At 45.6% G+C, this 13,925-nt stretch carries 10 protein-coding genes; 1 reads left to right on the plus strand and 9 read right to left on the minus strand.

Annotation, left to right across the window (positions count from 1 at the left end; genetic code table 11):
- Positions 1-112: 112 nt before the first annotated feature.
- The 8 genes from L0U88_RS18990 to L0U88_RS19025 form a co-directional block, all read right to left on the minus strand.
- Complete coding sequence (locus tag L0U88_RS18990; protein WP_234868148.1) at positions 113-1,534, minus strand: MBL fold metallo-hydrolase; 1,422 nt, start codon at positions 1,532-1,534, stop codon at positions 113-115.
- A gap of 199 nt (positions 1,535-1,733) precedes the next feature.
- Positions 1,734-4,928 carry an efflux RND transporter permease subunit gene (locus L0U88_RS18995; protein WP_234868150.1) on the minus strand — a complete coding sequence of 1,065 codons (3,195 nt, stop codon included), beginning with the start codon at positions 4,926-4,928 and terminating at the stop codon, positions 1,734-1,736.
- A 30-nt stretch (positions 4,929-4,958) separates the two neighbouring features.
- Positions 4,959-6,080 carry an efflux RND transporter periplasmic adaptor subunit gene (locus tag L0U88_RS19000; RefSeq protein WP_234868152.1) on the minus strand — a complete coding sequence of 374 codons (1,122 nt, stop codon included), beginning with the start codon at positions 6,078-6,080 and terminating at the stop codon, positions 4,959-4,961.
- Between the two features lie 9 nt (positions 6,081-6,089).
- Entirely contained in the window at positions 6,090-7,403 is a 1,314-nt protein-coding gene (locus L0U88_RS19005) for a TolC family protein (RefSeq protein ID WP_234868154.1), read from the minus strand.
- 33 nt (positions 7,404-7,436) lie between these two features.
- Positions 7,437-7,712, minus strand: coding sequence for an ArsR/SmtB family transcription factor (locus L0U88_RS19010; protein ID WP_234868156.1), 276 nt, complete (start codon positions 7,710-7,712; stop codon positions 7,437-7,439).
- Between the two features lie 207 nt (positions 7,713-7,919).
- Complete coding sequence (ppsA, locus tag L0U88_RS19015) at positions 7,920-10,295, minus strand: phosphoenolpyruvate synthase (protein WP_234868158.1); 2,376 nt, start codon at positions 10,293-10,295, stop codon at positions 7,920-7,922.
- Positions 10,296-10,317: 22 nt separating this feature from the next.
- On the minus strand, positions 10,318-11,307 hold the full coding sequence (locus L0U88_RS19020) for a baeRF3 domain-containing protein (RefSeq protein WP_234868160.1): 990 nt from the start codon (positions 11,305-11,307) through the stop codon (positions 10,318-10,320).
- Between the two features lie 55 nt (positions 11,308-11,362).
- Positions 11,363-11,917 (minus strand): DUF1003 domain-containing protein, encoded by a 555-nt coding sequence (locus tag L0U88_RS19025; RefSeq protein ID WP_234868163.1) that lies wholly within the window; start codon positions 11,915-11,917, stop codon positions 11,363-11,365.
- Positions 11,918-12,045: 128 nt separating this feature from the next.
- On the opposite strand from L0U88_RS19025, the gene L0U88_RS19030 reads away from it, so the two are divergent.
- Positions 12,046-13,203 (plus strand): sensor histidine kinase, encoded by a 1,158-nt coding sequence (locus L0U88_RS19030; protein ID WP_234868165.1) that lies wholly within the window; start codon positions 12,046-12,048, stop codon positions 13,201-13,203.
- Here the strand turns inward: L0U88_RS19030 and L0U88_RS19035 are convergent.
- A complete protein-coding gene (locus L0U88_RS19035; protein WP_234868167.1) occupies positions 13,187-13,915 on the minus strand; it encodes a DUF4412 domain-containing protein in 729 nt (242 codons plus the stop codon). The genes L0U88_RS19030 and L0U88_RS19035 overlap by 17 nt on opposite strands.
- Between the last annotated feature and the right edge of the window lie 10 nt (positions 13,916-13,925).

Genomic DNA, 13,925 nt, shown 5'->3' on the forward strand with positions numbered 1-13,925 from the left:
TCGGTGATGGTAGTCACATTGCCTGCGTGACTTATATCACACAAAAAAGCCGCCTGTTTCCGACCGACCGGAGGAACAGAGCGGCTTTATAACCAACTGCCAGAAAACCAACCTATAACATTGTCTTAGGAGCTTCGTATGTTGTTTTGGGAAGACTTGTCTTAGACAAAGCAGCAAATCCTCCTCTTATATTGATCAGGTTTTCATATCCTCTTGCTTTCAGAATGGATGCAGTGATCATAGAGCGATAACCGCCTGCGCAATGTATATAATAAGTGCTGTTTTTATCCAGCATACTCATGTTCGAGTTGATGAAGTCGAGCGGGAAGTTGATCGTGCCTTCAATATGCTGACTATTATACTCTGATTCACGACGCGCATCCAGTACTTTCATATCCGGGTTCTTCATATAGAGCTCTGCAAATTCCGGTGCATCTATTTCATCCATCTGCTCAGTTGGGAGTCCGGCTGTAATCCAGGCTTTCACGCCTCCTTTCAGATAACCGAGCGTATTATCATATCCTACGCGAGCCAGTCGAACAACAGCTTCTTCTTCCTTACCTTGATCTGTAATCAGCAGGATCGGTTGTTTCAGATCGGTTACCAGGGTTCCTACCCAGGGAGCGAAATTATCATCCAGTCCGATGAAGATGGCACCTGGCAGGTAGTCCTTCGGAAACTCATCCTTGCTACGGGCATCAATCACCAGTGCTTCTTCTGTTTCCCAAACCAGTTGAAAATCTTTTGGTTCGAGTGCAGTAGTTCCCCTGCGAATGATCTGATCGATGCTGTTTAATCCACCTGTCACATTCATGATTACGTTGTGTGGGAAATACTGGGGAGGCGCCACCAATCCTTCTGTAACTTCTTTAATAAATTCTTCTCTTGTCATATCCGCCCGAAGCGCATAATTGAATTTCTTCTGGTTACCGAGGGTATCGGTAGTTTCTTTACTCATGTTCTTGCCACAGGCGCTTCCTGCACCGTGACCAGGATAAACAATAATCTCATCCGGCAGGGTCATGATCTTATTGCGAAGCGAGTCAAATAATTGTCCGGCCAGGAACTCTGGCGTAATTTCTTTCTTTACTTTCTGAACCAGGTCAGGGCGACCAACATCCCCAATAAAGAGGGTGTCTCCGGTAAAAATGGCCACTTCCTTACCTGCCTCATCAATGAGCAGATAAGTAGTTGACTCCATTGTATGTCCGGGTGTATGAAGTACTTTAATTTTTATCTTACCAAGAGACAGTATTTCGCCGTCTGTAGCGATATGCGCAGCATATCCGGGCGCTGCAGTTGGACCAAAAACAATGGTTGCACCGGTCTTGGCGGCCAGGTCGAGGTGACCACTTACAAAATCAGCATGGAAATGGGTTTCCAGGATGTATTTGATTTTGGCATTGTCCTTTGCGGCCCGCTCGATATAAGGCTTGGTTTCCCGCAGGGGATCAATAATCAGGGCTTCTCCCGCACTCTCAATATAATAGGCTGCTTCAGCAAGGCATCCGGTATAAATCTGTTCAATTTTCATGATGGTCAATTTTAGTACTTCAAATTTGACCATCTTCTACAGGAGGATTTGTGTCCTTAGTTACAGAAGGGAGTGATTTCCATCAGGTGAAAGGATGAGAAAAATCAAGAAGAATTATGAAGTGTGAATTATGAATTATGAATTGGATATGGAGATCCATACTCAATTCATAATTCATAACTCAAAATTCTTACTTCCATTAGTTTCTGCTTTCTACGATATGCTGATCAATCTGGCTTTCCAGGTCTTTCTGGGCTTTGATTTCTTTCAGCTTTTTACCATAGGCGAGTTTGGTGATCAGAACATATAATACCGGCACTACGAAAATGGCCAGGGTAGTTGCTGCAATCATACCTCCAAATACCGTCCAGCCGATTGTCCGGCGCGATTCAGCAGCAGCACCGGTTGCAAATGCCAGCGGCAAAACACCCAGGATAAAGGCCAGGGATGTCATAACGATGGGGCGCAAACGAAGTTGAACCGCCTGCAGGGTTGCATATACGATATCGATACCTTTATCTACCCGCTCTTTTGCAAACTCAACAATCAGGATGGCATTTTTGGCAGCCAACCCAATAAGCGTGATCAAACCAATTTGTGCATAGATATTGTTCGAGAGAGAGGGTATCAGGGTTAGGGTCAGAATAGAACCAAAAGCACCGATCGGAACTGCAAACAATACAGAGAAGGGAACCGACCAGCTTTCATACAAGGCCGCCAGGAAGAGGAATACAAACACAACCGAAATCACGAAGATGATGGTTTGCTGACTTCCTGCTGCCACTTCTTCCCTGGTTAATCCTGAAAACTCATAGGTATATCCGGCTGGCAGGGTAGCAGCCACTTCCTGCAGGGCTTGAATAGCCTGGCCACTGCTGTATCCTGGTTTTGCAGAACCATTGATCTGTGCCGACCGGAAGATATTAAAGTGGTTGATCACTGCCGGTGTTTCGATCACCTGTGTTTTGATAAGAGAGCCCAGCGGTATCATATTACCCATACTGTTGCGCACATAAAACTTCTCCACGCCTGCCAGTGAACTTCTGTAACTGCTGTCGGCCTGGCTTACCACGCGGAAGTTTCTTCCATAAATATTGAAATCATTGATATAACTACTACCCAGGAAATTGGACAGGGTGCTGTACACTTCAGATACCTGAACCCCCAGCTTTTTTGCCTGTTCGCGATCCACATCCAGTTTATAAGAAGGCGTGCGTGCATTAAAGAAAGTATATGCCATGGCGATTTCTGGTCGCTGGTTCAGTTTACCTATAAACTCATTCACCACCTGTTCAAACTTCTTGACATCATCTGCTCCACCGGATTGCTGCAATTCAAAGGAGAATCCGGAAGTAGAACCCAATCCGGGTATAGCAGGTGGTGCAATTACCAGGATCCTTGCTTCTTTGATATCTGCTGTTGCTGCCCTTACCTTGTTCATTACATCCATAGCATGTTGTCCCTTATCTTTTCTGAGATCCCAGGATTTCAGGTTTACAAACACAGTACCTGCATTGGATTTATTAGAAAAGCTGATTATGTTCAAGCCTGCTAATCCTCCTACCACCCTGGTTTCAGGAATCGCAGAGATGCGCTTGATCAGGTCATTTAACATCTCAACACTCCGGGTGGTAGAACTCGCTTCCGGCATTTCATAGGTAACCAGTACTCGACCTTCATCTTCTGTTGGGATAAATCCGGTTGGCTTGGCTTTAAATAAAAGAAAGAGGCCAACAAACAGGGCGATCATCATACCCAATACCCAGGGTGTGCGGCGAATCCAACCACCTACTGATTTCGCATAACCACGGGTTACTTTATTAAACCAGTTGTTGAAATTGTAGAAAAACTTCTCCAGTACATTTTTCTTTGCATCCGCACCTTTGGAGGGACGCAGCATCAGGGTACAGAGAGCAGGAGTAAGTGAAAGCGCCACAAAAGCGGAGATCAATACAGATACTGCAATGGTAATCGCGAACTGCTGATACAATCGCCCTACAATGCCGGGAATAAATCCAACCGGAATGAATACCGCAGCCAGGATCAATGCAATCGCAATAACAGGCCCGGATATTTCCTTCATCGCCTTTTGCGTTGCTTCCTTTGGCGACATTTTTTCATGGTCAATATTATGCTGCACAGCCTCCACCACTACAATCGCATCATCCACCACGATACCGATGGCTAATACAAAGGCAAAGAGCGTGAGGGTGTTGATCGTGAAGCCAAGGGGACCAAAGAAAATAAAGGTACCAATCAGTGATACGGGAATCGCGAGCAAGGGAATGAAAGTAGCTCTCCAACTTTGCAGGAAAAGGAACACAACCAATACCACAAGTATAAGTGCCTCCACGAGTGTATGTAATACTTCGCTGATTGATTCTTCCACCACCGAAACAGTTTCCAGGGGAACTACATAATCAATGTCTTTGGGGAAAGTGGGGCGCAGGTTATCCAGGGCTTTCTGGATACCTTTATACGTGTCCAGGGCATTTGCGCCAGGAGCCTGGTAAATCAGCAGGAAGGCAGCAGCTTTTCCATTTTCCACAAAGGCGTTAATACCGTAATCGAATTTTCCCAATTCTACGCGGGCTACATCTTTCAGGTATACAATAGAGCCATCTGCAGGGCGGGTTCTTACAATGATGTTCTCGAATTGCTCCTGCGTGGTAAGGCGACTGTTGGTAAGGATGGTGTATTCAAAAGCCTGGGAACCCGGTTGCGGATTACCACCCACCGTACCTGCTGCCACCTGCAGGTTTTGCTCCTGCAGTGCCTGGTTTACTTCAGCCGGTGTCATATTAAGGGCTGCCAGTTTCTCCGGGTTGAGCCAGATACGCATAGAAAAATCATCTGCACGGGTGAAAACATCACCTACTCCTTTCACACGGGTAATCGCATCTTTCACATAGAGGTTCACATAGTTCCCGATAAACGTGGCATCGTGTGATCCTTTGGGAGAATAGAACCCAAGTACCATCATCACACTCGGATTTCTCTTTCTAACAGTAAGCCCTAAGCGCTTAACCGCATCCGGTAAGGTGGGTTCTGCTACACTCACCCTGTTTTGCACATCAAGGGTGGCAATATCAATATTGGTACCCACTTCAAAATTGACCGTAATACTGCTTTGTCCGCTTGCCGTACTGTTACTGGTCATATAGGTCATACCAGGCGTACCGTTGATCTGGGTTTCAATAGCGGTAGTGGTAGTTTGTTCCACTGTTTGTGCATCGGCACCGATAAAGTTGCCGGAAACAGAAACAGTAGGAGGAGTGATATCGGGGTATTGGGCAACCGGTAAATTGATCAGCGAAATAATACCCACCAATACAATCACGATGGATACTACAATGGCTGTAACGGGCCTTTTAATAAATATATCTGCTATCATGCTATTCGTACTTCTTCTGATGAATCGGGATTATTGTTTGGCTGGAGCAGGTGCTGCTGGCGGAACTGATGCAATCTTCGCGCCTTCCCGCAGGTTTTGTACTCCCTGTGTAACGATGGAATCTCCTGCCTGCAGTCCGGACTGGATAATGATATCAGTTCCAATAGGTTTACCCAGGACAACTTTTTGTTGGGTTACTGTACTGCTATCGGTCTTTTTGTAGACGAAGAATTCGCCCAGTTGCTCTACCACCGCTTTATATGGAATGAGCAAAGCCTGCTCTCCGGAGGCATTCTTCACTTTCAGCGTTCCATTCATGCCGGCACGGAGGCGTTCTTCTTTATTTGGGAAAACTACCCTTGCCTTGATGGTTCCGGTTTGCGCATCCACGGCACGATCCAGCAACACGAGTTTGCCCGGTGCAGGATATTCATCGCTGCCAAAAGCAAGCTGGAAGATGGAATCTTTGGGGGTTGTATTTAACAATTGACTGAAGCGATAAATCTGTGATTGATCCAGGTTGAAATCAACAGCCATCTCTCCGGTAGTTGACACTGTGTTGAGAATGGTTTGTCCGGCTGTAACCGGTGCACCTGGTTTTACCATGGATATTCCAATCAGTCCGTCAAATGGGGCCGTGATACGTGTATAACGTACACTGGTTTGCGCTGCAGCATTGGATGCTTTGGCCGCATCAACCTGTTTTTTTGCCACTTCCAGGGCTGCATCTGCATTGTCCACGAGCTGGCGTGCAACCGCATCATTTTTCTGCAGTTCATGATAACGATCTGCATCTTTCTGCGCACGGGCCAGGTTGGCTTCCTGTACATTCAGGTTGGCTACCGCCTGCTGGTAGTTGGCGTTATATAATTGGGCGTCGATGCTATAGAGCAGCTGGCCTTTGCGCACGCGTTGACCATCTTTAAAATGAATTCCGGTGACAAAACCGCTCACCTGTGCGCGCAGTTCCACCTGGTTAAGGGCAGTTAAGGTAGCAGGAAATTCATCGTAATAAAGTGGGTTGCCCGGCTTTACAGCTTCCAATGTTACATTCACTGCTGCAGGAGCCATGGGACCCGCCTGTTGCTGTTGCTGACCACAGGCTGCTAAAAGAATTGATCCGATAAAGGCTGTATATAAAATGCTTCTCATACCAGTTGATTAATAGTTAAATTGTCCGAGTTCTTTTTGTACGTCCACTTTACTGGCCAGTACATTATATAATGCTGTATAATAATTGATGGTGGCGGTACGCAGATCTGTTTCCGCGTTGATCACTTCCAGGTAGGTTTTAATACCATTCCGGTATTGCAACTGAATCACATCATACACTTCCCTGGCGAGATCAAGGTTTTCTTTCAGTGCGAGGTAATTAGTGTAGGTGCTTTTATAGGTCGCAATTGCCTGTGAGTACGCCGCATTCACAGAATTTTTCAAACTGAGCAGATCCAGTTTGGTGCGTTCCAGTTGCCATTCTGCCGCATCGATGGCAGATTTTCTTTTACCTCCCTGGAAAATCGGGAATCCCAGTGTGATGGCTGCAAAGGAAGCAGGATAGTTCACATTGTAGAGTTTCGCAAACTGATTGTTCAGGTAGTTCAGGTTATACGCACCATTCAGTGATACATTCGGCAGGTAGGCCCACTTATTGTATTTGAGGTTAGCTTCCTGTAATTTGATTTGTGTAGTCAGCAACTGGTATTCGATCCGGTTATTCAATTCCGGATTTTCATCAGCCGGCGCAGTGATGGATTGTTCCAGTGATGCACTATCATATAACAATTCGATTGGTGTTTCTACCGGGTATCCCATCAGCGATTTCAGGTATTCCTGCTTTGCTTTCAGAATTTCTTCATTGGCAATTCTGGAAGCTTTGGCATTGTTGAGCGCGATGGTAGCACGCTTGAAATCTGTTTTGTCAGCTACCCCGGCATCGTACTGAAATTTTGCATCCTGCAGACTGCGTTCAATTCGACGAATGTTTTCATCTGCCACTTTTACTTGTTGCGTTGTAGCCAGCACATCGTAATAAGCTTTTGAAACCGCCACTACCAGATCAATCTTACGTTGTCTGGTAGTTTGCAGTGCCTGTTGCTGTACATCCGTACGGGTTCTGCGGGCCAGTAACACATCGCGGTTAAAGAGGGTTTGCGACATCGTAAACTGCAAAGCAGAAACATTGTCGACACCCAGTTTCACCGGGTTACCGCCAATAATATTTGTTTGCACTACGAAGTTGTGTTGCAGGTTGTAATTGAAATTCACCTGCGGATACCAGTCGGCCAACCTGTTACGGATATTGGCTGCGGTAATTTTCTCATCGATTTCTGATTGCTGCACCAGGGGCTGGTTCTTGAGGGAAAATGCAATAGCCTGTTCCAGGTCCACTTGTTTAGGTAAACTGTCAGGAACAGCCTGTCCATTGCCCTGTAACCACCCCACCAGGAGTGCGGACAAGAGTAACTTTGTTCTCATCTTTTGATTTGTTTCGCTTCTACGTTGGCTTTCTTAGCCGGCAATCGTTTTCAGCTTTTTGATATACTTATCAAGCAGCTCAGTGTTCAGGATGTACGTGTAATTACGTCCGGATTTTTCAGGTTCGATCAGTCCAGCTTCCACCAGGGTTTTGATGTGATGACTGATGGAAGGCTGTGCCAGGTCCAGTTTCTGAACAATAGCAGCACATTCCAAAACACCTTTTTTCTTTGAAATTGCTTCGAGGATTCGGAGGCGGTTCTGATCACCCATTGCCTTTGACACTTTCTCAAACTGTTTCCAATCCATGATTAAAATTCATTGAAGGATGCAAATGTATGGATAAACAAGTGCAACTGGGGGCTTAGATTCTGTAGTATTTGTGGGAAAAACAGAAGAAAGGACAATTTAACATTTGATGTATGGAGGAAAGGAGGAAGGAGAAAAGGAGGAATGGCCGTCTTCCTTTCCTCCCTTATCCTTTCTTCCATTCCTCCCTTCTCCTTTCCTCCCTTCTCACGTCTCACGTTTCACATTTTCCATGCCTTTCAGCAGTGCATCCGGGTTAAAGGAGATGGTATCAATACCTGCTTCTACAAGGAAGCGCGCAAAGGAAGGATCATCGCTGGGCGCTTGTCCGCATAGACCAATGGGCCGGCCTGCAACATGTGCATATTCTATTGCCAGGCGGATCATTTCCCTGGCGGCAGGGTTCTGTTCATTAAAGAGTGTACTTACCAGAGCTGAGTCGCGATCCACGCCCAGTGTCAGCTGAGTGAGATCATTGGAACCGATTGAAAAACCATCAAAATAGCGGGCGAACTCTTTTGCCAGCAAAACATTGCTTGGGATCTCCACCATCATGTACAATTCAAGACCGTTCGCAGCTCTTTCCAAACCAAATAGTTTCATCTGTTCCACCACCTTTGCAGCTTCTTCCACCGTGCGGCAGAAGGGGATCATGACTTTAACATTCGTGAGACCCATTTCCTCTCTCACACGTTTTACGGCTTCACATTCCAGGCGGAAACCTTCTCTATACTTTTCATGATAATAACGGGAGGCGCCTCTGAAACCAATCATGGGGTTTTCCTCTTTGGGTTCATATGCAGCACCACCCAGCAGGTTGGCATATTCATTCGATTTGAAATCACTCATCCTAAGAATCACCGGCTTAGGATAAAAAGCTGCTGCGATGGTAGCAATACCCTGTGAAAGTTTGTCTATAAAATATTCCTTCTTATCGGCATATCCTTTAGTAAGTGTTGCGATGGCCTGCTTGTCTGCCGCTTCTGCTGCGAGTTCATCAAACTGAACCAATGCCATCGGATGAACTTTGATGGCATGCGTAATGATGAATTCCATGCGCATCAATCCCACTCCATCATTTGGATAAAAAGATAACTGGAAGGCCTTTTCCGGATCACCGGTGATGAGCATGATACCGGTATGTTCGGGCTTGCTGATCGTACTAAAATCATGCTCAATGGTTTCCAGTTTCAGCAAGCCTTCATAAACCTTCCCCGTTTTTCCTTCACAACAGGATACCGTGATGGGCTGTCCATCCTGAATCTGCTCTGTTGCATTTTCGCAACCTACAATTGCCGGCACACCTAATTCGCGGGCAACAATGGAAGCGTGACTGGTACGTCCACCTTTATTGGTAATAATCGCGCCGGATTTTTTTAGAATGGGATCCCAATCGGGACTGGTAAGATCGGTGACAATGATCTCGCCGGGCTTTAGTTTATCAGCTTCAGCTGTGCTCTTCAGCAACCTGGCAGTACCCATGGCAACTGCAGATCCAATCGCCTGGCCGGATGTCAGTAACCTGGCGCCTGCCTTCTCAATTTTATATTCTTTCTGCAACAATGGATTCGCGCGGGAATGAACTGTTTCAGGACGTGCCTGGATTATATAGAGCTGATTTTGCAATCCATCCTTTGCCCATTCAATATCCATGGGCTTGGCATAGTGCTCTTCAATGATCCTGGACCAGGAGGCTAGTTGGATGATCTCCTCATCTGTAAGAACAAAAACGCCCCGCTTTTCAGGTGGAGTAGGAAGGTTGAGCACAGGAGTTTCAGCAGTATCGCCATAGATCATGGTTTGTTCCTTTTCGCCGAGTCGCTTCTGCAGAATAGGCTGCTTTGCTTTACCCAAAGTAGGTTTGAACACCATGAATTCATCCGGCGTAACGGTGCCCTGCACAATGTTTTCTCCCAATCCCCATACTCCGGAAATATGAATGATATCCCGGAATCCGGATTCGGGCTCCAGCGTAAAAAGCACACCTGAGCAGGAGATATCTGATCGAACCATGATCTGAACACCAACTGATAATGCTACTTTCTCGTGTTGAAAACCATGATCTTCCCGGTATTTGATGGCCCGGTCAGTGTACAGAGAGGCGAAACATTTTTTCACTGCCTGCAGCAGGGCTTCTTCTCCCCGGATATTGAGATAGGATTCGTGCTGACCTGCAAAACTGGCTTCGGGTAAATCTTCAGCAGTGGCACTGCTTCTTACAGCTACAGCAATTGGTTCTTGCTTTCCAAGTTCCTTATAGGCCTCCAGTACAGCCTGCTTTAAATGAATGGGCAATTCTGCCTCCATCAATAACTTGCGGGCTGCAGATCCGATTTCCCGCAGATTGCTGTAATGAACATGATCCAGTTGCTGGATGAGTTCGCGCAAGGGCAGATGCAGCCTGTTCTGGCTAAGAAAATCTTCAAATGCAAGGCCAGTTGTAGCAAAGCCGTCAGGAACCGGGATACCAAAGGAAGCAAGGCGGGAGATCATTTCACCAAGGGAGGCATTTTTTCCGCCCACGCTGGGTACATCTGTCAATCCAATTTCGCGAAAGCGTCTGATCCAGGCTGATTTACTCATGATTATTCTGTTGGGCACGGATTCAATAAAAGCGAACCAGTGCAATTTGTCCTTGGTCGGTCAGTTTTCCTTGTTTCACAAATTCAACATCGCCCCCTGATTCCAGCACTTTTTCAATGATCTCATCCACCGCATCCTTTACATAGGAGTAAGGATTGTGGGGCTGAAATCCATCGAAATGAAATCCGCGTTCCACTACCAGCAACTTGCCATTGTGGTGCATGGCTTCTTTCCAAACTTCAGACATACCGATTGTCAAGCGCTGTGATTTGCCAGCTTCCTTCAAGCGCTGCAGCACTGCCGCCTCTTTCCAGTCTGACCATTTTTCAAGGTAAGGTTTGAGTACCTCGTCAATCTGATCCGAATCTTTCTCGGTTCCGGAAAATTCGATGTAGTCAATGATGCTTCCGGTGCAATTGTTTGCGTTACTGAAGATCCCGATTAATTTCTCCTCTCCCAATACAAAGGCCGGTAACTGGTAAGCCCGCATTAATTGTTCAAGGGTTTGATCGGCCTGTTTAATGGATGTGGGCAATGAATACTCAATTGGAGCAGACAGAATACGTTGCTGTTTACCCGGTTCTCCCAGAAGAATGTGCATGTGCTGACTATGCAGCAACAATACCAGGAATTGCCGCGAAACTATTTTGCAATCAATCAGATCCCGGATTTCGAATGAATCGTCAATGATGATTTTCGGCACTACATCCATATCGAGATACAATAGTTTCTCAAACACCGGAGAGAGAAACAGTGCAATACTCTTTTTATGCGTACTGTAGTTCAGTTGATTCAGCAGATTTCGTAACCGCTGGAGCAATAGCAAGGCCAGTTCGGCGGGGTATTGCTTCAAAAGGGATTTTTCCACCTGGTCGCAGGTGTTCTTCAAAGAAGCAGATAGGCTGTCCTTTGCCGTCATTTTTGGATCAAACGGCAACACAATAGATACTGCAGGCCGATAATGAACCGCCTCCAGTACCTTTCTCAGGTCTGGTGTAAGTGCTGGAATCATAGCCGGTCAGATTTCGTTACGAAACTAGATAGAACCCTGTTAGCAAAGATTGATACTAATCATCGGACTTTTTGATCTTCATCAAAAGATCCTTCATGTCATCCATCATATCAATCTGTGTTTTCTGAATCTCAAAAAGGGTCTGCATTTGTTCGGTAATCAGCAGATCCAGTTTGCTGTGCAGGTTACGGACTTCAATTTCAGCCTTCAGGTTGATCATGTAATCACTGATGGCACGCTGGCGGTCTTTTTCTTCTTTTCGGTTCTGGCTCATCATAATGATGGGAGCTTGAAGGGCCGCAATAGTAGAGAGTAACAAGTTAAGTAAAATGAAGGGATAGGGATCAAAGGGTCTTGTTAATAAAAATATATTCAGCAAGATCCAGGCCAACATAAATATTGCAAAACTGATAATAAAGCGCCAGCTTCCTCCGAAGGAAGCAACTTTATCAGCGACCCGGCTCTGGAAGCCAGGATGCTGCTCTTCAAATTCCTTTAGTTTCTCTGTTAATAATTTTTCTTCCTCAACTGACCGCCGAACCATTTCATTCAGTTTCTCCAATTGAGCTGACTCTGTTGAAAAGAGTTGTTCCAGTTGCGATCTCGTCATGTTATTCATATGTGAGTGAACCCGAATATAATGAGATTAGAAATATTTCGACAGATCCGCCCAAACTATTAACCGGATGCTTACGTTTATGTAAGAACCCTAATGACTCCCACTTTAAAATCTGTACCATGAATGAATTGCCCGACTTACAGGAAGAAATGCGACTGGCCGATCTTTACTCTTTCGGGATCCTCGATTCTGAAGATGAAGAAGATTTTACACAGTTGGTTGAACTGGCTGCGAATATCACCAACTGCCAGATGGCGGCTATTAGTTTTATTGATAAAGAACGTCAATGGTTCAAGGCAATTAAAAATCTTGGTACAAAGCAAACCACCCGGGACGTAGCTTTCTGTCGATATACCATTCAGCAGGATGGAATTATGCTGGTTCCCGATGCAAAAAAAGATCCCCGCTTTCAGGACAACCCGCTGGTTAATGGGGAACCCCATATTCATTTTTATGCCGGTGCTCCTATACGAAGTAGTTCCGGACATAAACTGGGATCTGTTTGTGTATTAGATTCCATCTCTAACCGCAATCTGAATAAATTTCAACTGGATGCATTGCATACCATCGCCAACCAGGTAAGCCGGCTGATGGATCTCAGGAGAAAAAACCAATCACTCATCAACTATACGAATAAACTGATCGAAGCAGAAAAAGCCCTGCACCGGCTTTCCATTAAAGAAGAGGAAAAGGAAAGAAGTTTTATCGCGCACCAGTTGCATGAAAATTTTGCCCAGACGCTTGCTGCCACCAAACTCTACATTGAATTCGCGCAAACAGAAAAGGACCTGAGTGAATCATTCCTTATCAAGAGCAAGGAAAACATAGAACATATTATCAATGAGATCCGGCTGCTGTGTAATTATATCAAACCGATTGATGCGTACCAGGCTGACGCGAAATTGTTAATTCATGAACTGGTTGATCAATGGTCCGCCAACAACCGGGTAGCAGTTGATTTTACAATGGAACTGGAGGAACAGTTAGCTCCAGCAAGCGGACTCACTTTATACCGCTTATTGCAAACAGTACTACCCCTGGTTAAAACCTATAGAGCTCAGCAACTTGAATTAAGCATTCAGCAGGAAATGGATATACAACTGAAGTTTCGCTATCGCCCACAGACCAACAGTGTGGTAGATCCAGCCAAACTCTTATTGCTGAAAAAATCCATTTCAATGGCCCAGGCAGAAGGTGGTCAGTTGCTGGTGAACAGAACTCCGGATGGTATGCATCGGATAGATATCCGGCTTCCACAGATTACATGCCCGGCATAGCCATCACATTATAACCTGCAGTCGGGAATTTTTTGCCATCCTTATTAACATTCACGGCTTCAATTCGCGTGCTGTTACCAGATTTTTTATCGGTGGACTCCAGGCGCATCAATACCCCGTTTTCAATTCCTTTCATGGAGGGAAGTCCTACTGGTTTGGGACCGGAACCAAGCATGGAAGAAAGGCTTTTGGCCAGATTCCCCATACCGGAACCCAGTTCGGTAGTGATCCACACGAGCGATTGCCCATCTGAGGTTTCTATCAGGTATTGATCGCATTTATATCCCAGAATCGTTTCTGATTTGCCGGTTTTGGTAATCTTGACATCCGATGGATTTTCTTCCTTTACCTGTCCCTTCATCTTTTCCTGCATTTTCTTAAGATCCATCACCATGGCCATTTTTTGATCCGTCATCAGGGTAACCATTTTCTGATCTTTCAGATCCATCACCATGAAGAATCCTTTTTGCTTGGGAACTTCCATCCCGGTATAAGGCTGATTGGAGAACCACATCCCCATCTGTTCGCCCTTTTTCAGGTTCCCGTTTTTGCCGGAACTCATTTCATAAGTGACGCCCAGGGCAAATTCATAATTATCGGGAAGGGATTGCGCAAAAGCGGAATTCATCCCGAGCAAGCCAAAAAGTACAGAGCCAATGTAGAGAACTGATCTGTAGAAATTAGATACGGAAGGCAATTGAACTGAATGCATGAGTTTAAAT

Source organism: Flavihumibacter fluminis, assembly GCF_021491375.1.
Taxonomy (GTDB): Bacteria; Bacteroidota; Bacteroidia; order Chitinophagales; family Chitinophagaceae; genus Flavihumibacter; species Flavihumibacter fluminis.

Coding starts and splice junctions, on each gene's coding strand:
- L0U88_RS19020 (WP_234868160.1), bottom strand. CDS start 11,307: ATGATTCCAGCACTTACACCAGACCTGAGAAAGGTACTGGAGGCGGTT.
- L0U88_RS19035 (WP_234868167.1), bottom strand. CDS start 13,915: ATGCATTCAGTTCAATTGCCTTCCGTATCTAATTTCTACAGATCAGTT.
- L0U88_RS19010 (WP_234868156.1), bottom strand. CDS start 7,712: ATGGATTGGAAACAGTTTGAGAAAGTGTCAAAGGCAATGGGTGATCAG.
- L0U88_RS19000 (WP_234868152.1), bottom strand. CDS start 6,080: ATGAGAAGCATTTTATATACAGCCTTTATCGGATCAATTCTTTTAGCA.
- L0U88_RS19005 (WP_234868154.1), bottom strand. CDS start 7,403: ATGAGAACAAAGTTACTCTTGTCCGCACTCCTGGTGGGGTGGTTACAG.
- L0U88_RS19025 (WP_234868163.1), bottom strand. CDS start 11,917: ATGACGAGATCGCAACTGGAACAACTCTTTTCAACAGAGTCAGCTCAA.
- ppsA (WP_234868158.1), bottom strand. CDS start 10,295: ATGAGTAAATCAGCCTGGATCAGACGCTTTCGCGAAATTGGATTGACA.
- L0U88_RS18995 (WP_234868150.1), bottom strand. CDS start 4,928: ATGATAGCAGATATATTTATTAAAAGGCCCGTTACAGCCATTGTAGTA.
- L0U88_RS19030 (WP_234868165.1), top strand. CDS start 12,046: ATGAATGAATTGCCCGACTTACAGGAAGAAATGCGACTGGCCGATCTT.
- L0U88_RS18990 (WP_234868148.1), bottom strand. CDS start 1,534: ATGAAAATTGAACAGATTTATACCGGATGCCTTGCTGAAGCAGCCTAT.